This window comes from Anoxybacillus sp. ST4 (assembly GCF_019448545.1).
In the GTDB taxonomy this organism is placed as follows: domain Bacteria; phylum Bacillota; class Bacilli; order Bacillales; family Anoxybacillaceae; genus Anoxybacillus; species Anoxybacillus pushchinoensis.
Genome location: NZ_JAHZOE010000004.1, coordinates 66996 through 91040, shown reverse-complemented (window position 1 = coordinate 91040; position 24045 = coordinate 66996). Strand labels below are relative to the sequence as shown.

Genomic DNA, 24045 nt, shown 5'->3' with positions numbered 1-24045 from the left:
TTTTTATACTCAATTGAAGAAACGGTTGTCCAACAAGGATAAAACCGGATAAAAAACGAACAACTCGAATGTTTATGAGGTGAAAACGTTGAAGACACGCATATTTTTTGTGGATAAAAATGTGGATGATTTAAGCACTTATCCACAGATTATAGAAGCCGCTTCGTATTTGAAGCGAGATGAGCTTGTCGCTTTTCCGACAGAAACCGTATATGGTCTAGGAGCGAATGCGATGTCCACATCTGCTGTGGAAAATATATTTATCGCAAAAGGAAGACCGAGCGATAATCCACTTATTGTCCACATTGCGACGAAGGAACAGCTGCACGATGTTGCTTGTGACATTCCGTCTGTCGCGTATACGTTAATGGATCATTTTTGGCCGGGTCCGCTCACGCTCGTTTTGCCGAAAAAAGATGCTGTCTCTCCGCGCGTTACTGCCGGTTTGAACACGGTAGCCGTGCGCATGCCGAACCATCCGATTGCGCTTGCCCTTATCCAAGCGAGCGGTTTGCCTATTGCTGCACCGAGTGCGAATCGTTCAGGAAGACCGAGTCCGACGACGGCGAAACATGTGCTCGACGACTTAGATGGACGGATTGCAGCTGTTGTCGATGGGGGAGCGACAGGTGTTGGAGTTGAGTCAACGGTTATAGACTGCACGTCAGCCATCCCGACCATTTTAAGGCCGGGCGGTGTGACAAAAGAAGAAATTGAACGGGTGATCGGAGCTGTGGATATCGACCGCGCACTTGTGGAAAAAGAGGCTGTGCCGAAATCTCCAGGGATGAAATATACACATTACGCCCCGAAAGCTCCGCTCGTCGTTGTGTACGGCTCACCGTCATTTTTACAACAAGTCGTGAATGAAAAACGAGCGAGTGGATTCACTGTAGGAGTGTTGACGACGGAAGAGCGGCGCGATACGTATGAAGCTGATGTCGTTATTGCGTGCGGACGACGAAGCGATTTACGAACGGTTGCAAAACAGCTTTATGACGCGTTACGAACGTTTGATGAAACACATGTACATTTCATTTATAGCGAGGCGTTTCCGAACGAAGGCATCGGGGCCGCTATTATGAATCGATTGCTAAAGGCAGCTGGTTATCAACAATTGATGGAAAAATGATGTCTAAACTCCTTAGGATGTGCATATGTTAACGTGAGGGCACGTCCTAAGGGGGCATTCGTATGGTTGGAGAAATCGTGACATTAGCGATGATGGCGTTTGCATTAGGGATGGATGCATTTTCGGTCAGCCTCGGCATGGGACTGCTTCGGCTCCGTCTGAAGCAAATTGTCTATGTTGGATTGACCGTCGGCTGTTTTCATGTGATTATGCCTTTAATTGGCATGGGGCTGGGGCGACTGTTATCTGTTCAGCTTGGACATATGGCGACATACATTGGTGGGACGCTGTTGTTTATTCTCGGTATACAAATGGTCATCGCCTCCTTTCGTCATGAACAAGAGAATTGGTTGAGGCCGATCGGTATCGGTTTGTTTGTATTTGCATTTAGCGTCAGCCTTGACAGCTTTTCTGTCGGGTTGAGTTTAGGGATTTATGGGGTAGAAATAGCATTAGCGGTCATGGCGTTTGGATTGACGAGTATGATATTAACGTGGATGGGGCTGCTTCTTGGACGCCGCTTTCAACGTTGGCTAGGTACATATAGCGAAGTATTAGGTGGAGCTATTTTGCTTTTGTTTGCTTGTAAACTGTTATTTCCGTTGTGATCTGGGAATTTCCAGTTCTTTTTTTTCTTTTGTTTGGTCTATATTTTGTCCTACCGTTTGTTTTATAATAATAGTAAACATGTGGGAAATGATGAGAGGTGTACGTTGTGGACCAAACGAACGTTTTGTTTGTATGTACAGGAAATACGTGCCGCAGTCCGATGGCCGAAGCGTTGTTAAAGCATAAACAATTGCCGCATGTGCAAGTGAGATCAGCCGGCATCTTTGCGTTTGATGGGAGTGATGCTTCACAACATGCAAAAGCTGCGCTCGCTGAAAAAGGAATCCATATCGACCATCGTGCGACGTTATTATCGAAAGAACATATTGACTGGGCGACGTACATATTAACGATGACCGAAAGTCATAAACAACATGTGCTGTCGCGCTTTCCAGAAGCAGCAGGAAAAACATTTACGTTAAACGAATTTCTCGGTGACGATAAAGATGTCATTGATCCATTCGGCGGTTCTATCGATGTGTACCGCCAAACGCGCGATGAGCTCGAGCAAGCGATTGAAAAGCTACATGAAAGGCTATAAGTCAAGGGGGATGTATGATGGGGGGAAAATACACATTTAGCTTACAAAAAAAGCTAGCTATTTTTACAACGGTATTAGCAATCATTACGTATTCAACAAGCGCGTTTTACATTTACGTACTGTACGATTACGTCAAGCAATGGCTTCCATTCGGAAAAAATATGTTTACAATTTTGACGTTATTACTCGGCATTTTTTGGTCAGGCGTGTTAGCGTATTTTGCAGCGCGCTTTATTACGAAACCGCTTTCTCAGCTCGAGCAAGCGGCGTTAAAAGCAGCGCAAGGTGAAATCGGACAAGATGTGCCTGTGCCAAAGTCCGACGATGAAATTCGTTCACTGGCGCTTGCGTTTAATGACATGCTTGGAAACTTGCGCGAAATGGTGCGCAACATTCAACAAAATTTTGCTCATACAAATGAAAAGGTAGTGGAGATGACAAACGTTTCTCGAGTTGCAGCAGAACAAGCGGAAAACATCGCGCGAACGATTGACGAAATTTCAAAAGGGGCAGACAATTCTGCCGTTGCAATGCAGACGACAGCGGAAGCAGTAGAAGATGTGTTAGCGATTGCGGGGAACGTCCAACAAAAAGCGATGCAGTCTGAAAAGCTATCGACCGACATGGTAACAACGCTTGAAGAAAGCCAACGAGTAATCGGTTCGCTCATCGTTGGCATTCAGCAATTGGCGAAAAGCAATGAATTTTCGCTCCATGTTGTCCAGCGTTTAGAAGATCATGCCAAAGAAGTCGGTCAAATTATTTCCCTCGTCGGAGATATCGCTGGACAAACGAATTTATTAGCGTTAAATGCTTCCATTGAAGCGGCGCGGGCAGGGGAGCATGGAAAAGGATTTGCGGTTGTTGCGGAAGAAGTAAGAAAGCTGGCGGATGAAAGCGCTAAAGCGGTACAAGGTATTTCTGAGCTCGTTCAAAACATTCAACATGAAGTAGCGAACGTCGTCCAACAAATTACAGAGCAAGTGAAGCAAGCGAATGACGAAGCGAGGAAAGGAAACGAAACAAATCAAGCGATCTCCCATATGAGCGCATCCATTCATGAAGTCGCAAATGCTGTAAAACAAATTGCTCAACTTGTTGATGAACAAATGAAATATATTCAGCAAACATCTGTTCAATCACAAGAAGTGGCAGCGATCGCCGAACAAACATCGGCTGGCGCGGAAGAAGTGACGGCGGCTACGCAAGAACAGACAGCTGTCATTGAAAGCATGCGTGAGCTGGCGACGGAACTTGGGGAACAAGCAGAAAAATTAAAACAAACGATTGCTCGCTTCCGTTTATAAGCATAATAAATGGTGAAAAGACCGTCTCGAATCGTTAAAATGAAAAGAGACGGTTTTTTCTTTACACAAACAAGGAGGGGTTTAAACGTGAAAGTAGCAATCGCATCAGACCATGGAGGCATTCGCATTCGTGAAGAAATTAAAAAATTAATGGATGAAATGGGCATCGAGTATACAGACTTCGGTTGTGAATGTGAAACGTCCGTTGATTACCCAGATTACGCGTTGCCAGTAGCAGAGAAAGTGGCGAATGGCGAATTTGACCGCGGCATATTAATTTGCGGAACAGGTATCGGCATGAGCATTGCTGCAAACAAAGTGAAAGGTATCCGTTGCGCGCTCGTTCACGATGTATTTAGCGCAAAGGCGACGCGTGAACATAACGACAGCAATATATTAGCGATGGGGGAGCGCGTCATTGGACCGGGGTTAGCAAGAGAAATCGCGAAAGTGTGGCTTACTACACCATTTGAGGGAGGACGTCACGAACAACGTATTCAAAAAATCTCCACTTACGAACGTGCACAGTGAAGGTGGGAATGGCGTGATGGAGATGGAACAATGGCTTAATCAGTGGCAAACGGCGTTAGCTGAATTTCGCGCCCAAGTCCCGTTGACAGCAAACGATATCGTCGTCATCGGATGCAGCACGAGCGAAGTCATCGGAGAAAAAATTGGGACGGCAGGAACGATGGATGTCGCAGCCATGTTGTTTCAAGAGTTAAAACGATGGCATGATGAAACAGGGGTTCAGCTTGCGTTTCAATGTTGCGAACATTTAAACCGCGCGTTAGTTGTTGAGCGGCAAACAGCTATAGCAAAGCAGCTTGACATCGTAACGGTTATTCCCGTCCGCAACGCAGGTGGAGCGATGGCAGCGTATGCGTACACGCAACTGGCTGATCCTGTCGTTGTTGAACATATTCGCGCAGATGCGGGAATTGATATTGGTGCGACGTTAATTGGCATGCATTTAAAACATGTCGCTGTTCCTGTGCGGACATCTGTCAAGCAAATTGGGCATGCCTTCGTTACGTTTGCCAAAACGAGACCGAAATTGATCGGGGGCGAGCGAGCCGTATACTCACAAGAAAAGGCGAACAAATCATGTTCGATCGGCTAAATTTGTTCACTTTTTCATTTGAAAATGTGTTAAGATAAAAAAGAATATTCACAATTTAGGGGAGGATTGTCGATGAGTCGCTTGTCACAGCAAGATCCGAAAGTATTTCAAGCTATTCAAGATGAATTAAAACGACAACAAACAAAAATTGAACTGATTGCATCAGAAAACTTCGTTAGTAAAGCAGTGATGGAAGCGCAAGGATCGGTGTTAACAAACAAATATGCAGAAGGATATCCGGGACGTCGCTATTACGGTGGTTGTGAACATGTCGACGTCGTAGAAGAGCTTGCGCGTGAACGTGCGAAACAATTGTTCGGAGCCGAGCATGCAAATGTTCAGCCTCATTCAGGGGCACAGGCGAACATGGCTGTCTATTTTACAGTTTTACAACACGGGGATACAGTGCTTGGCATGAATTTGTCGCACGGAGGGCATTTAACGCACGGAAGCCCGGTGAACTTTAGCGGTATGCAGTACAATTTCGTTGAATATGGCGTCGATCCGGAAACGCATCGCATTAACTATGATGACGTTCGCGAAAAAGCATTAAAACATAAACCGAAATTGATCGTTGCTGGGGCAAGCGCATATCCTCGCACGATTGACTTTGCGAAGTTCCGTGAAATTGCGGATGAAGTGGGCGCATATCTCATGGTTGATATGGCGCATATCGCGGGGCTTGTGGCGGCAGGCTTGCATCCGAATCCTGTTCCTTACGCCCATTTTGTGACGACAACGACGCATAAAACGTTACGTGGTCCGCGCGGAGGAATGATTTTATGCCAAGAGCAGTTTGCGAAACAAATTGATAAAGCGATTTTCCCAGGCATTCAAGGGGGCCCGCTTATGCACGTCATCGCCGCGAAAGCAGTCGCGCTCGGCGAGGCGTTACAAGATGACTTTAAAACATATGCCCAAAACATCGTGAACAATGCTAAGCATCTAGCCGAAGCCTTAACGGCCGAAGGGTTTACGCTCGTCTCTGGCGGCACAGACAACCATTTATTGTTAATCGATTTACGTTCCATTGGTTTAACAGGAAAAGTCGCTGAAAAAGTTCTCGATGACATTGGCATTACGGTCAATAAAAACACGATTCCGTATGATCCAGAAAGCCCGTTCGTTACTAGCGGCATTCGCATCGGTACAGCAGCGGTGACAAGCCGCGGATTTGGGCTTGAGGAAATGGATGAAATTGCGCGCATCATCTCGCTTGCGCTCAAATATAAAGACGATGAGCAAAAATTAGAAGAGGCGCGCCAACGTGTTGCTGCCTTAACTGAAAAATTCCCACTATATGTATAAGGTGTCCATTGGGGCACCTTTTTCTTTCATCGCGAGTTGAATCCTCGTTTGTTTTTATGTAAAATTTACAAGAATGCATATGAAAAAAGGGGCGACTGACATGAGTAAAGTGTACGTATTTGATCATCCGTTAATTCAACATAAGCTTACATACATTCGCGACAAACATACAGGAACGAAAGAGTTCCGAGAGCTTGTCGAAGAAGTGGCAACGCTTATGGCGTTTGAAATTACACGTGACTTGCCGCTTCAAGAAGTCGAAATTGAGACGCCTGTCAGCAAAGCAAAAGCGAAAGTAATCGCAGGGAAGAAATTAGGCATCATTCCGATTTTGCGTGCAGGAATTGGAATGGTAGACGGCATTTTAAAGCTCATTCCAGCTGCGAAAGTAGGTCATATCGGATTGTATCGCGATCCAGAGACGTTAAAGCCGGTTGAATATTACGTAAAGCTTCCGACAGACGTCGAAGAGCGCGACTTTATTGTTGTCGACCCGATGCTTGCGACAGGCGGATCGGCTGTCGAAGCGATCCATGCGTTAAAAAAACGTGGGGCAAAAAACATTAAGTTTATGTGCTTAATTGCTGCACCAGAAGGGGTAGAAGCGGTGCAACAAGCGCATCCAGACGTCGACATTTACATCGCTGCGTTAGACGAAAAGCTAAACGATCATGGCTATATTGTTCCAGGTCTTGGCGATGCTGGAGATCGTCTATTTGGAACGAAGTAAGGTGAGCATAATGGGAAAACGAAAAGTCATGACCATTTTCGGAACGAGACCGGAAGCCATTAAAATGGCTCCGCTCGTTTTACAATTGCAACAATACGAGGACATTGAGTCGATCGTTACCGTTACAGCACAACATCGACAAATGCTTGATCAAGTGCTTGATATTTTTGGTATTCAACCGCATTACGATTTAAACATTATGAAAGAGCGTCAAACGCTTGTCGATATTACGACAAGAGCGCTTGCTGGCTTAGACGACGTCATGAAAAAAGTAAAGCCTGACATCGTGCTCGTCCACGGCGACACGACAACGACATTTGTCGCTAGCCTTGCGGCGTTTTACAACCAAATTGCTGTTGGGCACGTAGAAGCGGGATTAAGAACGTGGAATAAATACTCGCCGTTTCCAGAAGAAATGAATCGCCAATTAACGGGGGTACTAGCTGATTTGCATTTTGCCCCGACAGCGAAAGCAGCGGAAAATTTACGAGCGGAAAACAAGCGGGACGACGCCATTTTTATTACCGGCAACACCGCGATTGACGCGTTAAAAACGACGGTGCGCGACACGTATACCCACCCGATTTTAGAAAAGGTAGCGGGAAGCCGTATGATTTTACTGACGGCGCATCGCCGCGAAAACCTCGGTGAACCGATGCGCAATATGTTCCGGGCGATTAAACGGCTCGTAGACGATTACCGCGACGTTCAAGTTGTTTATCCCGTTCATTTAAATCCCGTCGTTCGCGAATTGGCGAATGATATATTAGGAGACGATGAACGCATTCATTTAATCGAGCCGTTAGATGTCGTAGATTTCCATAACTTCGCAGCCCGTGCATATATGATTTTAACCGATTCAGGCGGCGTTCAAGAAGAAGCGCCTTCCCTCGGTGTGCCTGTCCTCGTGTTGCGCGATACGACAGAGCGTCCGGAAGGGATCGAGGCGGGAACGCTAAAATTAGCTGGAACGGACGAACAAACGATTTACAAGTTAGCTAGCGAGCTACTGACGGACGAAAAAGCATATGACCAAATGGCGAAAGCGTCAAATCCGTACGGTGACGGATGGGCATCAAAGCGGATTGTCGAAGCGATTCGTTATTATTTCGGGCAAAGCGATGTTCCACCGACGCCATTTCAACACGAAAAAGGGATGTGATGACGCATCCCTTTTTTCTACCAAAAATTTTCCCTACTTTTGTGACCGAACGCATTGACATCACGTTTTCACTATTGTATGCTTACAAAGGGATAAGGATAACCTTTTTAAAAATACAGTAAATTCTGAAAATGAAAAGTGAGGCTTTCGTATGCGACAACGTGAGCGCCACCCGTTTCGAGCGATCGGTTTGATGACGGCCATCTCTTCTCAACTTGTCGGATCCGTCTTAGTTGGGATTTTTGGGGGACGTTTTGCCGACGAGCGTTTTGACACTGAACCGCTCTTTTTGATTGTCGGCTTGTTGCTCGGCTTAGCGGCTGGTGTTTATGCGATGATTCGCCTCATTCGCTCATTTTTTTCAGGAGAGGAAAAATGAACGAGCTACAGCAACATTGGCGACGTCACAAATCATACATACTATATTTGTTGGCTGTTTATGTATTAGGATGGGGTTTTTCGTCATACGAAAAAATATTTTTAAGTTTAATTATTGGAACGATTGTCGGCTTATTTAATACGTGGACGCTCATTAGAAGGGTTGAGCGACTAGGACGAGCTGTTATTCTAGGGAGACGAGTAGTTTCACTCGGCATGCTCTCACGCATGGCGGCCGCTACATTGGGTGCCATTTTTGCGTTGCGTTATCCAGAACACTTGTCGATCGTTTGGATAGTGGTAGGATTAATGACATCTTATGTTGTCATTATGATAGATTTCTTTTTCCAAAAAAACAAAGGGGAAGAGAGGTGAGTAAAGGTGCATCATGAGGCTCCTCTGTATGAATTGTTTGGATTAACCTTTAATTTGTCAAACGTAATGATGATTACGGTTACATCCGCCATCGTTTTTGTGATCGCTTTATTGGCTACCCGCAACTTGTCGATGAAACCAACTGGCATGCAAAATTTTCTTGAGTGGGTTATGGATTTTGTTAAAGGAATTATTAAAAGTAACATGGATTGGCAAACAGGCGGGAGATTCCAAGTTTTAGGTGTTACGCTGATTATGTATATTTTTGTAGCCAATATGCTTGGTCTACCTTTTGCGGTCGTCATTAACGACGAACTATGGTGGAAGTCCCCGACCGCTGATCCTGTGATCACACTTACACTAGCTACAATGGTAGTTGGATTGTCTCACTATTACGGCATTAAAATGAAAGGGTTAAAAGGATATGCCGAAGGTTTTGTCAGCCCGATGCCGTTTTTGTTCCCGTTGAAGATTATTGAGGAGTTTGCGAATACTCTGACGCTCGGTCTCCGTTTATACGGAAACATTTTCGCGGGTGAAATTTTGCTAGGATTGTTGGCTGGTAGTCTAGCGACTGGATTTGCTGGCACGGTTGTAGCGATCATTCCTACAATTGTATGGCAAGCATTTAGTATTTTCGTTGGTGCGATTCAAGCATTTATTTTCACTATGTTAACGATGGTTTATATGTCTCACAAAGTGAGCCATGACCATTAGAATATATTAACAACTTTGTTCTCAAAAAACAGCTTTTAAGGAGGAGTTAAATATGGGAGCTTTAGCAGCTGCAATTGCAATCGGTTTAGCAGCACTTGGTGCAGGATTTGGTAACGGTATGATTGTCAGCCGTACGGTAGAAGGAATTGCTCGTCAACCTGAGGCTCGTGGAGCACTTCAAACGACGATGTTCATCGGGGTAGCACTAGTCGAAGCGATTCCGATTATCGCGGTTGTCGTAGCGTTCATGGTTATGGGCATGTAATTGTCAAAGTGAACTTATACGAAACGGTTCAATAATGGCGAAGTCCGTCTCATACGAGAACCTTCGCCATTCCTTTATGTTCGTACGCACACGCTCCGAGCGATATTCGGGCGATTTTTGAAGGGAGTGAAACGCGCGGTGGTAAACATGTTTGTATTAGGTGCTGGTGGACATGGGTTCAACGGTGGTGATATTGCATTCCAGTTACTCATGTTCCTCTTGCTCATGTTCTTGCTACGTAAATATGCATTTGGGCCGTTAATGGGCGTCATGAAGCAACGCGAAGAGCATATTGCGAACGAAATCGAGCAAGCAGAAAAACATCATCAAGAAGCGAAAAAGCTTGCAGAAGAGCAACGTGAATTAATGAAAAAATCGCGCCAAGAAGCGCAAGCACTTATCGAGGAAGCACGCAAGCTCGGTGAAGAGCAAAAAGAGCAAATCATTCAAGCAGCGCGCGCTGAAGCGGAGCGCTTAAAAGAAGTCGCGAAACAAGAAATCGCGCAAGAGAAAGAACAAGCGATGGCGGCGTTGCGCCAACAAGTTGCTTCCTTATCCGTACTTATTGCATCGAAAGTAATTGAAAAAGAATTGAGCGAACAAGATCAAGCAAAGCTGATTAGCGAATATATTCAAGAGGTAGGAGAACGCCGATGAACAAACAAGTCGTAGCGAAACGATATGCGTCGGCACTTTTTGAAATTGCGAAAGAACAACAGCTTCTTGATCAGCTCGAACAGGAACTTCGCGTCGTTAAACAAGTATTTGCACAAAATGAAGCGCTTCTTTCTGTATTGAACCATCCGAAAGTTGCGCTAGCGAAAAAGAAAGCGCTCATCCAAGAAGCGTTTGCAAGCGTTTCAAATGTACTGCAACATACGTTTATGTTGCTTTTAGATCGTCATCGCATCGACATTGTAGAAGATTTAGTAGATGCTTTCATTACGCTAGCGAATGAGGCGCGCGGTGTAGCTGAAGCGATCGTTTATTCGGCTCGTCCGTTAACAGAAGACGAAACGAAGGCGCTTGCAGAAGTGTTTGCGAAAAAAGTCGGCGTCGACACGCTTCGCATCACAAACATCATCGATAAAGATGTGATCGGTGGGGTAAAAGTGCGCATCGGCAATCGCATTTTCGACGGAAGCGTCAGCGGAAAACTAGCAAGATTACAGCGACAGTTAACTCGCTAACATTTATAGATAGGGGTGAAATGCATGAGCATCAAAGCGGAAGAAATTAGCGCGCTGATAAAAAAGCAAATCGAAAACTATCAGTCTGAAATCGAAGTGAGCGATGTTGGCACAGTCATTCAAGTTGGTGACGGAATCGCTCGTGCTCATGGCCTCGACAACGTTATGTCAGGAGAGCTTGTTGAGTTTGCCAACGGCGTCATGGGACTGGCGCTAAACTTAGAGGAAAACAACGTCGGTATCGTTATTTTAGGACCGTACACAGGCATTAAAGAAGGCGATGAAGTACGTCGTACAGGTCGCATTATGGAAGTGCCAGTCGGTGAAGCGTTAATCGGTCGCGTCGTAAATCCATTAGGACAACCAGTTGACGGGCTCGGTCCAATTGAAACGACAGAAACTCGCCCGATTGAAAGCCCAGCACCTGGCGTTATGGATCGTAAATCTGTTCATGAGCCATTACAAACGGGAATTAAAGCGATTGACGCGCTTGTGCCAATCGGTCGCGGTCAGCGTGAGTTAATTATCGGAGACCGTCAAACAGGTAAAACGTCCGTTGCAGTAGATACAATCATCAACCAAAAAGGTAAAAACATGATTTGTATTTACGTTGCCATTGGACAAAAAGAATCAACCGTTCGTAACGTCGTTGAAACGTTGCGCAAATACGGGGCATTAGATTACACAATTGTCGTGACGGCTTCTGCATCACAGCCAGCTCCACTTTTATTCTTAGCGCCATATGCGGGCGTAACGATGGGCGAATACTTCATGTACAAAGGACAACACGTTCTCGTTGTATATGATGATTTATCAAAACAAGCGGCAGCTTATCGTGAGCTTTCGTTATTATTACGCCGTCCGCCAGGTCGTGAAGCGTATCCGGGTGACGTATTCTACTTGCATTCTCGCTTGCTTGAGCGCGCAGCAAAATTAAGCGATGCAAAAGGTGCAGGTTCATTAACAGCGTTACCTTTCGTTGAGACGCAAGCGGGCGACATTTCAGCATACATTCCGACGAACGTCATTTCTATTACAGACGGACAAATTTTCTTGCAGTCTGATTTGTTCTTCTCTGGTGTGCGTCCAGCGATTAACGCCGGTCTTTCCGTATCGCGCGTCGGTGGAGCAGCGCAAATTAAAGCGATGAAAAAAGTATCAGGTACGTTGCGTCTTGACTTAGCGGCATATCGTGAGCTAGAGGCGTTCGCGCAGTTCGGTTCCGACCTTGATAAAGCGACACAAGCAAAACTTGCTCGCGGTGCGCGCACAGTTGAAGTGTTAAAACAAGGTTTACATGAGCCGCTGCCAGTTGAAAAGCAAGTAGCGATCATTTATGCATTAACGCGCGGTTTCTTAGATGATATTCCAGTCGAAGATATTCGCCGCTTTGAAAAAGAGTTCCATGCATGGTTAGATAAGGACGAGAACGGTCAAAAACTAATGGAGCATATTCGCACAACAGGCGATCTTCCAAACGAAGAAGACTTCAATAAAGCAATTGAAGCGTTCAAAAAGACGTTTGTTGTATCGGAGTAAGAAACGTAAGCGGAGCAGTTAAGCTGTTCCGCCCCCCTTTCAACAATTGAGCGAAAAAGGTGGTGAAACCTTTGGGAGCATCGTTACGCGATATAAAAGCGCGCATTAACACGACAAAAAAGACGAGCCAAATTACGAAAGCGATGGAAATGGTCTCGGCCTCAAAGTTAAACCGTGCGGAACATAATGCGAGATCGTTCACGCCGTACATGGAAAAAATTGAAGAAGTCGTCGCGAGCGTTGCACTTGGCAGCAATGACGCTTCTCATCCGATGCTTGTGAAGCGCCCAGTCAAAAAGACGGGATATTTAGTCATTACGTCTGACCGCGGTTTAGCAGGTGCTTACAATAGCAACGTGCTTCGTGCCGTTTTTCAAACGATTCAAGAGCGTCACCGTTCGCCAGAAGAATATGCGATTATTGCAATCGGCCGCGTCGGTTTAAATTTCTTTAAACGCCGCAACATCCCAGTAGCTTTACATATTACCGGTTTGCCAGATCAACCGACGTTTGCGGATATTAAAGAAATTGCGAACAAAACTGTCAATATGTTTGCGGATGGTACGTTTGATGAACTGTATATGTTTTACAACCATTTCGTGAGCGCCATCCAACAAGATGTAACGGAGAAAAAGCTGTTGCCGTTAACGGATTTAGCTTCCGATAAAAAGTTGACAGCTTACGAATTTGAGCCGTCACAAGAAGAAATTTTAGAAGTGTTGTTGCCGCAATACGCTGAAAGCTTAATTTATGGCGCGTTGCTTGATGCAAAAGCGAGCGAACATGCTGCGCGTATGACGGCGATGAAAAACGCAACAGACAACGCAAAAGAATTGATTCGGACGCTTACACTTTCTTACAACCGTGCCCGTCAAGCAGCAATTACGCAAGAAATTACAGAGATTGTGGCCGGAGCGAACGCCTTGCAATAGCTTAAGCAGTTAGTTAGGAGGGAAAACGATGGCAAAAGGACGCGTTATTCAAGTTATGGGTCCTGTTGTAGACGTAAAGTTCGAAGACGGACACTTACCTGCGATTTACAACGCCCTAAAAATTAAACATAAAGCGCGTAACGAAAAAGAAGTCGATATTGACTTAACGTTAGAAGTAGCCCTTCACCTTGGGGACGATACAGTACGCACAATTGCGATGTCAACGACAGACGGATTAGTGCGTGGCATGGAAGTCATTGATACAGGAGCACCAATTTCTGTTCCTGTTGGTGAAGTGACGCTCGGACGCGTATTTAACGTACTAGGGGAGCCGATTGACTTAGGGGAAGACATCCCGGCAGACGCTCGCCGCGATTCGATTCACCGTCCGGCACCAAAATTCGAACAGCTTTCAACACAAGTTGAAATTCTTGAAACAGGAATTAAAGTCGTTGACTTGCTTGCACCTTATATTAAAGGTGGAAAAATCGGTTTGTTCGGTGGTGCAGGGGTAGGAAAAACGGTTTTAATTCAAGAGTTAATTAACAACATCGCGCAAGAGCACGGTGGTATTTCCGTATTCGCGGGCGTTGGTGAGCGCACGCGCGAAGGAAACGACTTGTACCATGAAATGAAAGACTCTGGCGTTATTAACAAAACAGCGATGGTATTCGGTCAAATGAACGAGCCGCCTGGAGCACGTATGCGCGTCGCATTAACAGGATTGACGATGGCGGAATATTTCCGTGATGAGCAAGGACAAGACGTATTGTTCTTCATCGATAACATTTTCCGCTTCACGCAAGCAGGTTCAGAAGTTTCCGCCCTATTAGGACGCATGCCTTCGGCGGTAGGTTACCAACCAACGCTTGCGACAGAAATGGGTCAATTACAAGAGCGTATTACATCAACAGCAGTCGGTTCGGTTACATCGATCCAAGCGATTTACGTACCAGCGGACGACTACACAGACCCAGCGCCAGCGACAACGTTCGCGCACTTAGATGCAACGACAAACTTAGAGCGTAAACTATCAGAGATGGGTATTTACCCAGCGGTAGACCCACTCGCATCGACATCTCGTGCGCTTTCGCCTGAAATCGTCGGTGAAGAGCACTATCAAGTTGCGCGCAAAGTACAACAAACGTTACAGCGCTACAAAGAATTGCAAGACATTATTGCGATTCTCGGTATGGATGAGCTTTCAGAAGAAGATAAACTTGTCGTTCATCGCGCTCGTCGCATTCAGTTCTTCTTATCACAAAACTTCCACGTTGCTGAACAGTTTACAGGACAACCAGGTTCATACGTTCCTGTAAAAGAGACAGTTCGTGGCTTTAAAGAAATTTTGGAAGGAAAATATGACCATCTTCCAGAAGATGCGTTCCGCTTAGTTGGCCGCATTGAAGAAGTAATTGAAAAAGCGAGAAAAATGGGCGTAGAAGTTTAATAAGGGACCGAGGAGGATTTTCCATGAAGACGATTAAAGTCAGTGTCGTAACTCCGGACGGCCCAGTATATGAAGCGGATGTGGAAATGGTGAGCGCTAAAGCGCAAAGCGGCGAACTCGGCGTGTTGCCAGGGCACATTCCGATGGTCGCACCGCTAGAGATTGGCGCGGTTCGTTTGAAAAAAGGAAACGCGACAGAGCTTGTCGCGGTGAGCGGCGGCTTTTTAGAAGTTCGCCCTGATCGCGTCACGATTTTGGCGCAAGCAGCGGAACGAGCAGAAGATATTGATGTGGCGCGTGCAAAAGCGGCGAAAGAGCGGGCTGAACGCCGTCTGCAAGCGAAACAAGAAGATATTGATCATAAGCGGGCTGAGCTAGCTTTACGTCGCGCGCTCAACCGTTTAAATGTCGCGAATCGCAACTTTTAACCCTAAGAGCATCGTCTCTTAGGGTTTTTTTGTTATTAGAAAGAGGGGGTGTTTTTCTTGTTTTTGGAACAAGTTTTATCGACACATATGTGAAGAAGTGATATAATGTTATCGGTTACAGTCGTAATAGTATGACGTTTTCGAAAAATGTGTATAAAGTCACAAAGGGGTGGGCCATCGTTGAACGTGTATGTAAACAGTTATGTAGTCGTCTTTGTGTTTCTTTGTTTAGGTATTTTGCTTCCGATCGTTGCGCTCACAGCAGGACGTTTTCTTCGTCCACATGCGCCGAATGCAGCGAAACAAACAACGTACGAGAGCGGATTGGATCCATTCCACGATTCGCGCGTGCAATTTAACGTCAGATATTACATCTTTGCGTTGCTGTTCGTCATTTTTGATGTAGAAACTGTATTTTTATATCCGTGGGCGGTGGCATTTGAAAAGCTCGGTGCATTTGCCATCATCGAAATGCTCATTTTCGTCATCATGTTGTTGATTGGACTTGTGTATGCTTGGAAGAAGAAGGTGTTAAAATGGATGTAAAATTATTGAACGTATCAGATCAAGAAATGGAAGAAATGCGCCGCAACGTCTTTTTAACGACATTAGAACAGCTAAAAGCGTGGGCGCGCAGCAACTCGCTATGGCCGCTTACGTTCGGACTTGCCTGTTGCGCCATTGAGATGATGGGAGTCGGCTCTTCCCATTACGACTTAGATCGTTTCGGATCTTTCTTCCGCACGTCGCCGCGTCAATCAGATGTAATGATCGTCTCAGGTACAGTCACGAAAAAAATGGCGCCAATTGTTCGCCGCTTGTACGATCAAATGCCTGAACCGAAATGGGTCATTGCGATGGGATCATGCGCAACGGCAGGTGGTCCGTACGTGAAATCGTATTGCGTTGTGAAAGGTGTCGATCAAATCGTCCCTGTTGATGTATATATTCCAGGCTGTCCGCCAAATCCAGCTGCCCTTATTTATGGCATTAATAAGTTAAAAGAGAAGATTCGCTATGAAGCAAAAACAGGAAAGAGGGTGCTGTAAATGAGCGATGAGAAAGATTTACAGCAACTAAAAAAAGAAGCGGCCGAACGGGCGAAACAATTAGCAAAAGAGCGTCTTGCTGCCAAACAAACAGCTGAACAAGCGAAACAAACTGAGCCGACGCTCGAACAGGAAGATGATGTTGCGCTTACGAAGAAAAAAGCGGCAGCGGCGGCGAAAGCAAAAGCTGCAGCGCTAGCGAAACAAAAGGCGCTGGAGTCAGGCGAATTAAGCGAAGAAGAGTTGGCGAAGAAAAAAGCGGCAGCAGCGGCGAAAGCAAAAGCTGCAGCGCTAGCGAAACAAAAGGCGCTGGAATCAAGCGAACTAAGCGAAGAAGAGTTGGCGAAGAAAAAAGCGGCAGCAGCGGCGAAAGCAAAAGCTGCAGCGCTAGCGAAACAAAAGGCGCTGGAGTCAAGCGAACTAAGCGAAGAAGAGTTGGCGAAGAAAAAAGCGGCAGCAGCAGCGAAAGCGAAAGCTGCAGCAGCAGCAAAAGCAAAAAGTGCAGATGTCGCTGAACAAAAAGAGGAAAAACCTTCACCAAATCAGCCATATCTCGACAAATACGTCAAAGTGATTGAACAACATTTCGGAAAAGACGTGCTAGAAAACGCTTACATCAATCGTTTGTCGAAAGACGTACCGACACTCGTTGTGAAAAAAGATACATATTTTAAAGTGGCTGAGTTTTTAAAATATAATGAGCAGCTAAGTTTTGATTATTTATCGGAGTTGCACGGAACGGATTTTCAAACGCATATGGAAGTGTACGTGCACTTGTACTCCTATAAAAATCGCCAATCTGTTGCGTTGAAAGTGAAAATTGATCGTGACCATCCGGTGATCGATTCCCTCGTTCCGCTTTGGCCAGGGGCGAATTGGCCAGAGTGCGAAGCGTACGATTTACTTGGCATTCGTTTCGAAGGTCATCCGCAACTCATTCGCATATTTTTAGGGGAGAACTGGGTCGGCTATCCGCTCCGAAAAGATTACGAGCCGTACGATATGGAGGGATAAAATGTGCTTAGAACAGAGGAGATGCTTTTAAACGTCGGACCGCAACATCCGAGCACACACGGCGTGTTTCGCCTCGTGCTAAAAATCGATGGGGAAATCATTAAAGAAGCGACTCCTGTCATCGGTTATCTTCACCGCGGCACCGAAAAAATCGCTGAAAATTTACAATATACACAAATTATTCCGTACACCGACCGCATGGACTATTTATCAGCGATGACGAACAACTACGTCATTTGCCATGCGGTAGAAACAATGATGGGCATTGAAGTGCCGGAGCGGGCCGAATATTTGCGTGTGCTTGCGATGGAGCTCGGCCGCATTGCGAGCCATCTCGTTTGGTGGGGTACGTATTTGCTTGATATTGGTGCAGTCAGCCCGTTTTTATATGCGTTTCGTGAGCGGGAAATGATTATTAATTTATTAAACGAACTATCAGGCGCACGCCTAACGTTTAACTACATGCGTGTTGGCGGTGTGAAATGGGATGCGCCAGACGGATGGATCGATAAAGTGAAGCAGTTCGTTCCGTATATGCGCAAACAGCTGGAAGGATATCATGAGCTCGTCACAGGAAACGAAATTTTCCGCAATCGCGTCATCGGAGTCGGAAAGTATACGAAAGAAGAAGCGTTGGCGTATTCATTAAGCGGCGTCAATTTGCGTTGTACAGGTGTAAAATGGGATTTACGAAAAGATGAGCCGTATTCTATTTACGATCGGTTTGATTTTGACGTGCCTGTTCGTACGGAAGGTGATTGCTTCGCCCGCTATGAATGCCGCCTTGCTGAAATTGAACAATCGCTTCGTATTATCGAGCAGGCGTGTGAGCAGTTTCCAAATGGCGGCGAAATTATGGCAAAAGTGCCAAAAATCATTAAAGCGCCGCCGGGAGAAGCATACGTCCGCATCGAGTCGCCGCGCGGGGAAATTGGGTGCTATATTGCGAGCGACGGGAAAAAAGAGCCGTATCGCTTAAAATTCCGTCGACCGTCATTTTATAATTTGCAAATCCTTCCGAAACTATTAAAAGGGGAAAATATCGCGAATTTAATTGCGATACTTGGCGCGATTGATATCGTGCTTGGGGAGGTCGATGGATGATGATGGAACAACTTTTACAGTCGACGCCGAGCTGGACGAACGTTGCGATATTTTTCGCGATTGGTGTTGGCTTGTTGCTCGTTGTATTAGGGTTTGTTACGTACGGCATTTTAGCGGAACGAAAAGTAATGGGATTTATGCAAGGACGCATCGGCCCGAACCAAGTGGGAGGTCGCTGGGGGTTATTGCAGACGGTTGCGGACGTATTAAAACTACTGTTGAAAGAAGATACGATTCCAAAAGCAGCCGATCGGCCGTTGTTTATTTTAGCGCCGGTTATCGCGTTTGCCCCTGCCTTTATGGTACTTGCAGCGTTGCCGTTTACTGATGCGTTGCAATTTGCTGATATTGGCGTTGGCTTGTTGTATTACATCGCGGTATCAGGATTAACGACGATTGGCGTTGTGACAGGCGCATGGGCGTCCAACAACAAATATGCACTACTTGGAGGCATGCGCGCAGCCGCGCAAATGATTTCATATGAAGTGCCTCTCGTCATGTCGGTCATTGGCGTCATTTTGTTGGCGGGAAGCTTAAACTTAAACGACATTGTTGAGGCGCAAAAAGATGTTTGGTTTATTATCGCGCAGCCGATCGGATTTCTCGTTTTCCTCATCGCCGCTGTGGCAGAGTTAAACCGAACGCCGTTTGACTTGCCGGAAGCAGAATCGGAGCTTGTTGCAGGATTCCACGTAGAATACTCTGGCTTCCGTTGGGCGTTTTTCATGCTTGCCGAGTACGTATACTTTTTTGCGATGGCAGCTTTAACAACTGTTCTTTTCTTAGGGGGATGGCATCCGCTTCCGTTTCTCGGTTTTATTCCAGGAGCGGTTTGGTTTGCCTTAAAGTTTAGTTTCGTCGTCTTTTTATTCATTTGGTTCCGCATTACGTTCCCGCGCGTCCGCGCCGATCAATTGATGGAGTTTGGCTGGAAAGTATTATTGCCTGTCGCACTCGTGAACATTTTCGTGACAGCGCTTGTGAAACAACTATTTTTTTAAATAAAAAGGTGGGTGGGCAGAAATGCTCGGTTTAATGAAAGGATTAGCGTATACGCTGAAAAATTTAACGAAAGAAAAAGTGACGTACGATTATCCGAATGAACCGCTTCCGCTTCCGGATCGCTTTCGCGGCATTCAAAAGTTTTATCCGGAAAAATGTATCGTTTGCAATCAGTGTGCAAACATTTGCCCGACCGACTGTATTCAGCTGACGGGCAAAAAGCATCCGGACCCGACGAAAAAAGGAAAAATTATTGATACGTATGACATTAATTTTGAAATTTGCATTTTATGCGATTTATGTACGGAAGTATGTCCGACCGAGGCGATTGTCATGACGAACAACTTTGAATTAGCGGAATATAGCCGCGATGAATTATTTAAAGATTTAACGTGGCTTGACGAAAACGATACGAATGTGCGGAAGGTGAATAAACCATGAGCGGACAATATCTCGCATTTTTCGTTCTTGCGCTCATTGCGCTAGGCGGCGGCATATTTATGTTAAATTTAAACAAAGTCGTCCATATGGTCGTCGCCCTTGTATTTACGTTCGTCAGTCTCGCCGGCATTTACGTGCTTTTATCTGCTGAGTTTGTTGCGGCAGTACAAGTGCTCATTTACTCCGGAGCAATTACGATCATTATGTTATTTGGCATTATGTTGACGCGCCACCAAGATGACGGACAATCGACAGGAAGCCCGCTTCGTAAAGCGCTCGCGTTGCTCGGTACGGTAGCATTCGGTGTGGTTATGTACATCGGCATTCGCACGCTTGATTTCGGTACGGAAGCGGTCGGACTTCATGAAAACAATACGGAACAAATCGGGATTGCCCTTTATTCTAAATACGTCATTCCGTTTGAACTAACATCTGTATTATTGCTCGTTGCTCTCGTTGGCGCCGTCATTTTAGCAAAAAAAGATGATAAGGAGGAGGGAGAATGAGCGTACCGTTATCCGCCTATCTCGTATTTGCGCTTTTATTATTTTGCATCGGGCTGTACGGAGCGTTAACAAAACGAAATACGGTGATCGTCCTCATTTGTATCGAGCTCATGTTAAATGCGGTCAACGTAAACTTAGTGGCGTTTAGTAAATATGGGGTGAATCCGGGCATTACAGGGCAACTGTTTTCGCTGTTTACAATTACCGTTGCCGCCGCAGAAGCAGCGGTCGGTTTAGCGATTTTAATTGCGCTATACCGCAACCGTAAAACGATCCATATTGATGAAGTCGATACGATGAAACGATAAAGGATGGGAAACAAAGGGGTTAATATATAAACGCACCTGAAAAAGGGGATGATTGAACGATGATGGAAAACGCATGGCTCATACCGCTTTTTCCGTTCGTATCGTTTGTTGTGCTGCTTGTCGTCGGCAAGCAGTTAAAAGAACGAAGCGCGTATGTAGGGATGTTGTTGACGTTTATTTCGCTCGTATATGCGCTCGGAGTGTTGTATGAGCGATGGACGGCGCCAACATACAAACAAGCATACACATGGCTTACGATCGGGAATGTACAATTGACGGTCGGTTTTGAAGTGAATGCGTTAAACGCACTCATGCTCGTTGTTGTGTCGCTTGTTAGTTTTCTCGTACATACGTATGCGAAAGGGTATATGCATGGTGATGAGCGCTTTCCGGTGTTTTATGCATATTTAGGCTTATTTACTTTTGCGATGCTTGGGCTCGTCATATCGCCTAACTTATTGCAAACGTACATGTTTTGGGAGCTTGTCGGTCTCGGCTCGTTCTTATTGATCGGATTTTATTTTTACAAAGAAGAAGCAAAAGCTGCAGCGAAAAAAGCGTTTATTATGACGCGCATCGGGGATGTCGGCTTGCTGATCGGCATGATTTTATTGTTCCTTGAAGTAGGAAGCTTTGAATATGAAGCCATTTTTGCCGCGTTACAAAACGGAAATATATCGACTACAATCATCACGTTAAGCGCCGTTCTTATTTTCGTTGGCGCCGTCGGAAAATCAGGTCAATTTCCGCTTCATACGTGGCTTCCGGATGCGATGGAAGGTCCAACGCCTGTATCCGCATTAATTCACGCGGCGACAATGGTTGCGGCTGGGGTATATTTAGTGGCGGCGTTGTTCCCGCTTTATGAAGCGAGCGAGACGGCGATGATGACCGTCGCTTACGTCGGTGGATTTACCGCTATTTTTGCAGCGTCCATCGGCTTAGTACAAACAGACATTAAACGTGTACTCGCGTATTCTACAGTCAGCCAGCTCGGCTACATGATGTTGGCGCTCGGTTCAGCTGGATATGTTGCAGGTATCTTTCATTTAATGACGCATGCATTTTTTAAAGCGCTCCTCTTTTTAGCGGCAGGTAGCGTTATTCATGCGGTGCATACGCAAAACATTGAACAAATGGGTGGATTATGGAAAAAGATGAAATGGACCGCTCCGCTCTTTTTAATCGGAACGTTAGCTATTAGCGGGTTTCCGTTGTTCTCAGGCTTTTTCAGCAAAGACGAAATTTTACTTGCCGCGTGGACGCACGGGCACGTCGGTTTATTTGTCGTCGCCGTTATCGCTGCCTTTTTCACAGCGTTTTATATGTTCCGCTTATTTTTCCTTGTATTTGCAGGGGAAGCGCGAACGAGCGTCCACGACGTTCACGAATCGCCAATGGTTATGGTGCTTCCGATGATTGTGCTCGGCGTGCTTGCTGTCGTTTCTGGCTACGTCCAAACACCGTGGGGAGCGTTTTTAGGCGAATGGTTGACGGAAGGAACGAACTGGCATGCACATACGGAAGGACCGAGCTGGATTATGATTGTTGCGACAATCGTTTCATTATGCGGCATTGCGCTCGCATGGCTCATATATGGCAAACGGGCGATTGCTCGCGATTGGCTATCGTCGCGTTTTCCGATGACGTACAACGTGCTTATGAATAAATATTACGTCGACGAGTTTTACGGACTGACTGTCATTCGTGCGACCGCATTCATCAGCTTGCTGTTTGAATACATCGATCGCTTCCTCGTCGAAGGAATAGCTCGGTCGCTTGCAGCAGCTACGCGCGGCATCGGACGAATCGGTTCGCGTCTACAAAACGGTCAAGTACAAATGTATGGCACAGTGACGATCGTTGCTTTAGCAATTCTCGTCGTCATTTTTGCGGTGACAGGGGGGTATTTATAATGCAGCCATACTTTTTATCGCTCTTAATTTTCTCCCCGCTTTTAGGTATACTCGTTCTTTCCTTGATTTCGAAAGAGCAAGAAAAAGCGATTAAATGGCTCGGTGTGTTGGCGACGTTGCCATCGTTATGTTTATCGTTGTTTGCTTTTTGGCAATATCAAAACGGGTATGATATAAGCCAGCTGACAGAAAAGCGTTCATGGATTCGATTTGGCGATTTTCCGTTTTTAAGGGAAACGGATTTTACGGTCGCGTACGAACTGCACGTCGACGGTTTTGCGCTCGTCATGATCGTGCTAACAACTATTTTAGCAACGCTCGCTGCGCTTGCTTCCATATCCATTCAAAAAGAATGGAAAGGCTATTTTCAACTGTTTTTATTGCTTGAAATCGGCATGCTTGGCGTTTTTGCGGCAAGCAACCTCGTTCTCTTTTTCATCTTTTTCGAATTGACGCTCATTCCGATGTTTTTCTTAATCGGAAAATGGGGCTATTTCGAAAAAGAAAAAGCAGCGTATAGTTATTTAATTTATAACGGGCTCGGTTCAGCTGTTTTGTTAATTGTGATCGCTATTTTGTTCGCCCGCACCGGCACAGCGAATATCGCGGAGTTGCGCCACATATTGACGGACCCTATTGCGCAAATGCAAACCATTTCGCCAATTTCCGACGATCTTCGTTACGGATTGTTTATCGCCTTGCTTGTCGCATTTGGGGTAAAATTGCCGATCGTGCCGCTCCATCGTTGGATGTTGCGCGTGCACGTACAAGCGCCGCCGTCTGTCGTTATGCTGCATGCAGGAGTTTTGTTAAAAATTGGTGCTTTCGGTCTCGTTCGTATCGCCCTCGGATTATTTCCCGGGCAATTCCAACAATTTTCGACATGGCTCATCGTTTTAGGAGTTGTAAATTTATTGTACGGTGCGTTTTTAGCGTTTAGACAAACCGATTTTAAAATGGTGCTCGCTTACTCAAGTGTATCGCATATGGGCATTGTATTGATCGGCCTTGGATCTCTTAACGAAGCGGGAATACAAGGGGCGATTTTCCAAGCGGTGTCACACGGATTTATCGCGGCGTTTTTATTCTTCTTCGTCGGGGTCATGTACGAGCGGACGCGCACGACGACGCTCGCCCGTTTAGGTGGAATGGCAAAAACGATGCCGTATGCATCAGGATTTATTCTTGCTGGAGCGATGGCTTCGCTCGGCTTGCCGGGGACGTCGGGATTTATTAGCGAGTTTATGGCGTTTGTTGGTGCGTTTCGAGCCGAGCCTTTATTAGCGGCGATCGGTACGCTCGGTATTATTATGACGGCAGTGTACTTGTTGCGGGCGGTACTTCGCATAACATTCGGGCAAACAACGGTCACAAACGTTCACGATTTACGTGGTATCGAATGGGTGCCAGCGATTAGTTTACTGTTGTTTATTGTTATCATTGGGGTATATCCGAACGTGTTGGCGATGCCGCTGCAGACGACGATTGAAACGATGATGAACGGGTTAGGGGGTTGATG

General features: G+C 45.8%; 29 protein-coding genes. All 29 read left to right on the top strand.

Translation table 11 applies throughout. The features are described 5' to 3' along the window. The first annotated feature begins 88 nt into the window (after nucleotides 1-88). The 29 genes from K1I44_RS04830 (at nucleotide 89) to K1I44_RS04690 (ending at nucleotide 24043) form a co-directional block, all read left to right on the top strand. Nucleotides 89-1132 (top strand): L-threonylcarbamoyladenylate synthase, encoded by a 1044-nt coding sequence (locus K1I44_RS04830; protein WP_219985439.1) that lies wholly within the window; start codon nucleotides 89-91, stop codon nucleotides 1130-1132. 62 nt (nucleotides 1133-1194) lie between these two features. Next, nucleotides 1195-1740, top strand: a complete 546-nt coding sequence (locus K1I44_RS04825; RefSeq protein ID WP_219985438.1) for a manganese efflux pump MntP — start codon at nucleotides 1195-1197, stop codon at nucleotides 1738-1740. Between the two features lie 107 nt (nucleotides 1741-1847). Further along, nucleotides 1848-2282, top strand: coding sequence for a low molecular weight protein arginine phosphatase (locus K1I44_RS04820; protein ID WP_219985437.1), 435 nt, complete (start codon nucleotides 1848-1850; stop codon nucleotides 2280-2282). A gap of 17 nt (nucleotides 2283-2299) precedes the next feature. Continuing rightward, on the top strand, nucleotides 2300-3589 hold the full coding sequence (locus K1I44_RS04815) for a methyl-accepting chemotaxis protein (RefSeq protein ID WP_370627959.1): 1290 nt from the start codon (nucleotides 2300-2302) through the stop codon (nucleotides 3587-3589). Nucleotides 3590-3676: 87 nt separating this feature from the next. Further along, nucleotides 3677-4120, top strand: a complete 444-nt coding sequence (rpiB, locus tag K1I44_RS04810; RefSeq protein WP_003397018.1) for a ribose 5-phosphate isomerase B — start codon at nucleotides 3677-3679, stop codon at nucleotides 4118-4120. A 22-nt stretch (nucleotides 4121-4142) separates the two neighbouring features. Then, nucleotides 4143-4712, top strand: coding sequence for a TIGR01440 family protein (locus tag K1I44_RS04805; RefSeq protein ID WP_370627963.1), 570 nt, complete (start codon nucleotides 4143-4145; stop codon nucleotides 4710-4712). 72 nt (nucleotides 4713-4784) lie between these two features. Continuing rightward, nucleotides 4785-6020: a serine hydroxymethyltransferase gene (glyA, locus tag K1I44_RS04800; protein ID WP_219985435.1), complete on the top strand. Its 1236-nt coding sequence runs from the start codon at nucleotides 4785-4787 to the stop codon at nucleotides 6018-6020. Nucleotides 6021-6120: 100 nt separating this feature from the next. Continuing rightward, a complete protein-coding gene (gene upp, locus K1I44_RS04795; protein WP_009360966.1) occupies nucleotides 6121-6750 on the top strand; it encodes a uracil phosphoribosyltransferase in 630 nt (209 codons plus the stop codon). Nucleotides 6751-6760: 10 nt separating this feature from the next. Beyond that, the gene (wecB, locus tag K1I44_RS04790; RefSeq protein WP_219985434.1) at nucleotides 6761-7912 is read left to right on the top strand and encodes a non-hydrolyzing UDP-N-acetylglucosamine 2-epimerase; all 1152 of its coding nucleotides are present in this window, start codon (nucleotides 6761-6763) and stop codon (nucleotides 7910-7912) included. Between the two features lie 151 nt (nucleotides 7913-8063). Continuing rightward, nucleotides 8064-8291, top strand: a complete 228-nt coding sequence (locus K1I44_RS04785) for an AtpZ/AtpI family protein (RefSeq protein WP_219985433.1) — start codon at nucleotides 8064-8066, stop codon at nucleotides 8289-8291. Then, nucleotides 8288-8665 carry an ATP synthase subunit I gene (locus K1I44_RS04780; protein ID WP_219985432.1) on the top strand — a complete coding sequence of 126 codons (378 nt, stop codon included), beginning with the start codon at nucleotides 8288-8290 and terminating at the stop codon, nucleotides 8663-8665. The genes K1I44_RS04785 and K1I44_RS04780 overlap by 4 nt, the downstream gene beginning before the upstream one ends. A 6-nt stretch (nucleotides 8666-8671) precedes the next feature. Beyond that, nucleotides 8672-9382, top strand: coding sequence for a F0F1 ATP synthase subunit A (atpB, locus tag K1I44_RS04775; RefSeq protein WP_021095058.1), 711 nt, complete (start codon nucleotides 8672-8674; stop codon nucleotides 9380-9382). Between the two features lie 52 nt (nucleotides 9383-9434). After that, the gene (gene atpE, locus K1I44_RS04770) at nucleotides 9435-9647 is read left to right on the top strand and encodes a F0F1 ATP synthase subunit C (RefSeq protein WP_021095059.1); all 213 of its coding nucleotides are present in this window, start codon (nucleotides 9435-9437) and stop codon (nucleotides 9645-9647) included. Nucleotides 9648-9794: 147 nt separating this feature from the next. Then, on the top strand, nucleotides 9795-10304 hold the full coding sequence (gene atpF / locus K1I44_RS04765) for a F0F1 ATP synthase subunit B (RefSeq protein ID WP_077429188.1): 510 nt from the start codon (nucleotides 9795-9797) through the stop codon (nucleotides 10302-10304). Beyond that, complete coding sequence (locus K1I44_RS04760; RefSeq protein WP_021095061.1) at nucleotides 10301-10837, top strand: F0F1 ATP synthase subunit delta; 537 nt, start codon at nucleotides 10301-10303, stop codon at nucleotides 10835-10837. The genes atpF and K1I44_RS04760 overlap by 4 nt, the downstream gene beginning before the upstream one ends. A 24-nt stretch (nucleotides 10838-10861) precedes the next feature. Then, complete coding sequence (atpA, locus tag K1I44_RS04755; RefSeq protein ID WP_009360961.1) at nucleotides 10862-12376, top strand: F0F1 ATP synthase subunit alpha; 1515 nt, start codon at nucleotides 10862-10864, stop codon at nucleotides 12374-12376. Nucleotides 12377-12447: 71 nt separating this feature from the next. After that, complete coding sequence (locus K1I44_RS04750; protein WP_128999602.1) at nucleotides 12448-13308, top strand: F0F1 ATP synthase subunit gamma; 861 nt, start codon at nucleotides 12448-12450, stop codon at nucleotides 13306-13308. Nucleotides 13309-13336: 28 nt separating this feature from the next. Further along, nucleotides 13337-14758 carry a F0F1 ATP synthase subunit beta gene (gene atpD, locus K1I44_RS04745; protein ID WP_003396997.1) on the top strand — a complete coding sequence of 474 codons (1422 nt, stop codon included), beginning with the start codon at nucleotides 13337-13339 and terminating at the stop codon, nucleotides 14756-14758. 23 nt (nucleotides 14759-14781) lie between these two features. After that, nucleotides 14782-15186 carry a F0F1 ATP synthase subunit epsilon gene (locus K1I44_RS04740; protein WP_003396996.1) on the top strand — a complete coding sequence of 135 codons (405 nt, stop codon included), beginning with the start codon at nucleotides 14782-14784 and terminating at the stop codon, nucleotides 15184-15186. A gap of 147 nt (nucleotides 15187-15333) precedes the next feature. After that, nucleotides 15334-15732, top strand: coding sequence for an NADH-quinone oxidoreductase subunit A (locus K1I44_RS04735; protein ID WP_035044958.1), 399 nt, complete (start codon nucleotides 15334-15336; stop codon nucleotides 15730-15732). Then, entirely contained in the window at nucleotides 15723-16235 is a 513-nt protein-coding gene (locus K1I44_RS04730) for a NuoB/complex I 20 kDa subunit family protein (RefSeq protein WP_003396994.1), read from the top strand. The genes K1I44_RS04735 and K1I44_RS04730 overlap by 10 nt, the downstream gene beginning before the upstream one ends. Next, complete coding sequence (locus K1I44_RS04725) at nucleotides 16236-17249, top strand: NADH-quinone oxidoreductase subunit C (protein WP_219985431.1); 1014 nt, start codon at nucleotides 16236-16238, stop codon at nucleotides 17247-17249. 3 nt (nucleotides 17250-17252) lie between these two features. After that, nucleotides 17253-18353: an NADH-quinone oxidoreductase subunit D gene (locus tag K1I44_RS04720; protein ID WP_003396992.1), complete on the top strand. Its 1101-nt coding sequence runs from the start codon at nucleotides 17253-17255 to the stop codon at nucleotides 18351-18353. Then, nucleotides 18353-19354: an NADH-quinone oxidoreductase subunit NuoH gene (gene nuoH / locus K1I44_RS04715; RefSeq protein ID WP_219985483.1), complete on the top strand. Its 1002-nt coding sequence runs from the start codon at nucleotides 18353-18355 to the stop codon at nucleotides 19352-19354. Before K1I44_RS04720 ends, nuoH begins: the two co-directional genes overlap by 1 nt. A gap of 22 nt (nucleotides 19355-19376) precedes the next feature. Continuing rightward, complete coding sequence (gene nuoI / locus K1I44_RS04710; RefSeq protein ID WP_003396988.1) at nucleotides 19377-19796, top strand: NADH-quinone oxidoreductase subunit NuoI; 420 nt, start codon at nucleotides 19377-19379, stop codon at nucleotides 19794-19796. Then, complete coding sequence (locus K1I44_RS04705) at nucleotides 19793-20302, top strand: NADH-quinone oxidoreductase subunit J (RefSeq protein WP_219985430.1); 510 nt, start codon at nucleotides 19793-19795, stop codon at nucleotides 20300-20302. Before nuoI ends, K1I44_RS04705 begins: the two co-directional genes overlap by 4 nt. Continuing rightward, nucleotides 20299-20610 (top strand): NADH-quinone oxidoreductase subunit NuoK, encoded by a 312-nt coding sequence (gene nuoK / locus K1I44_RS04700; protein ID WP_219985429.1) that lies wholly within the window; start codon nucleotides 20299-20301, stop codon nucleotides 20608-20610. Before K1I44_RS04705 ends, nuoK begins: the two co-directional genes overlap by 4 nt. Nucleotides 20611-20669: 59 nt before the next feature. Continuing rightward, a complete protein-coding gene (nuoL, locus tag K1I44_RS04695) occupies nucleotides 20670-22526 on the top strand; it encodes an NADH-quinone oxidoreductase subunit L (protein ID WP_219985428.1) in 1857 nt (618 codons plus the stop codon). Next, the gene (locus K1I44_RS04690) at nucleotides 22526-24043 is read left to right on the top strand and encodes an NADH-quinone oxidoreductase subunit M (protein WP_219985427.1); all 1518 of its coding nucleotides are present in this window, start codon (nucleotides 22526-22528) and stop codon (nucleotides 24041-24043) included. Before nuoL ends, K1I44_RS04690 begins: the two co-directional genes overlap by 1 nt. Nucleotides 24044-24045: the final 2 nt, after the last annotated feature.

Excerpts from the sequence above, each read along its gene's own strand:
- K1I44_RS04825 (WP_219985438.1), top strand. The coding sequence starts at position 1,195 with ATGGTTGGAGAAATCGTGACATTAGCGATGATGGCGTTTGCATTAGGG.
- K1I44_RS04815 (WP_370627959.1), top strand. The coding sequence starts at position 2,300 with ATGGGGGGAAAATACACATTTAGCTTACAAAAAAAGCTAGCTATTTTT.
- K1I44_RS04805 (WP_370627963.1), top strand. The coding sequence starts at position 4,143 with ATGGAACAATGGCTTAATCAGTGGCAAACGGCGTTAGCTGAATTTCGC.
- glyA (WP_219985435.1), top strand. The coding sequence starts at position 4,785 with ATGAGTCGCTTGTCACAGCAAGATCCGAAAGTATTTCAAGCTATTCAA.
- upp (WP_009360966.1), top strand. The coding sequence starts at position 6,121 with ATGAGTAAAGTGTACGTATTTGATCATCCGTTAATTCAACATAAGCTT.
- wecB (WP_219985434.1), top strand. The coding sequence starts at position 6,761 with ATGGGAAAACGAAAAGTCATGACCATTTTCGGAACGAGACCGGAAGCC.
- K1I44_RS04785 (WP_219985433.1), top strand. The coding sequence starts at position 8,064 with ATGCGACAACGTGAGCGCCACCCGTTTCGAGCGATCGGTTTGATGACG.
- K1I44_RS04780 (WP_219985432.1), top strand. The coding sequence starts at position 8,288 with ATGAACGAGCTACAGCAACATTGGCGACGTCACAAATCATACATACTA.
- atpE (WP_021095059.1), top strand. The coding sequence starts at position 9,435 with ATGGGAGCTTTAGCAGCTGCAATTGCAATCGGTTTAGCAGCACTTGGT.
- atpF (WP_077429188.1), top strand. The coding sequence starts at position 9,795 with ATGTTTGTATTAGGTGCTGGTGGACATGGGTTCAACGGTGGTGATATT.
- K1I44_RS04760 (WP_021095061.1), top strand. The coding sequence starts at position 10,301 with ATGAACAAACAAGTCGTAGCGAAACGATATGCGTCGGCACTTTTTGAA.
- atpA (WP_009360961.1), top strand. The coding sequence starts at position 10,862 with ATGAGCATCAAAGCGGAAGAAATTAGCGCGCTGATAAAAAAGCAAATC.
- atpD (WP_003396997.1), top strand. The coding sequence starts at position 13,337 with ATGGCAAAAGGACGCGTTATTCAAGTTATGGGTCCTGTTGTAGACGTA.
- K1I44_RS04740 (WP_003396996.1), top strand. The coding sequence starts at position 14,782 with ATGAAGACGATTAAAGTCAGTGTCGTAACTCCGGACGGCCCAGTATAT.
- K1I44_RS04735 (WP_035044958.1), top strand. The coding sequence starts at position 15,334 with ATGTGTATAAAGTCACAAAGGGGTGGGCCATCGTTGAACGTGTATGTA.
- K1I44_RS04730 (WP_003396994.1), top strand. The coding sequence starts at position 15,723 with ATGGATGTAAAATTATTGAACGTATCAGATCAAGAAATGGAAGAAATG.
- K1I44_RS04725 (WP_219985431.1), top strand. The coding sequence starts at position 16,236 with ATGAGCGATGAGAAAGATTTACAGCAACTAAAAAAAGAAGCGGCCGAA.
- nuoH (WP_219985483.1), top strand. The coding sequence starts at position 18,353 with ATGATGGAACAACTTTTACAGTCGACGCCGAGCTGGACGAACGTTGCG.
- nuoI (WP_003396988.1), top strand. The coding sequence starts at position 19,377 with ATGCTCGGTTTAATGAAAGGATTAGCGTATACGCTGAAAAATTTAACG.
- K1I44_RS04705 (WP_219985430.1), top strand. The coding sequence starts at position 19,793 with ATGAGCGGACAATATCTCGCATTTTTCGTTCTTGCGCTCATTGCGCTA.
- nuoK (WP_219985429.1), top strand. The coding sequence starts at position 20,299 with ATGAGCGTACCGTTATCCGCCTATCTCGTATTTGCGCTTTTATTATTT.
- nuoL (WP_219985428.1), top strand. The coding sequence starts at position 20,670 with ATGATGGAAAACGCATGGCTCATACCGCTTTTTCCGTTCGTATCGTTT.
- K1I44_RS04690 (WP_219985427.1), top strand. The coding sequence starts at position 22,526 with ATGCAGCCATACTTTTTATCGCTCTTAATTTTCTCCCCGCTTTTAGGT.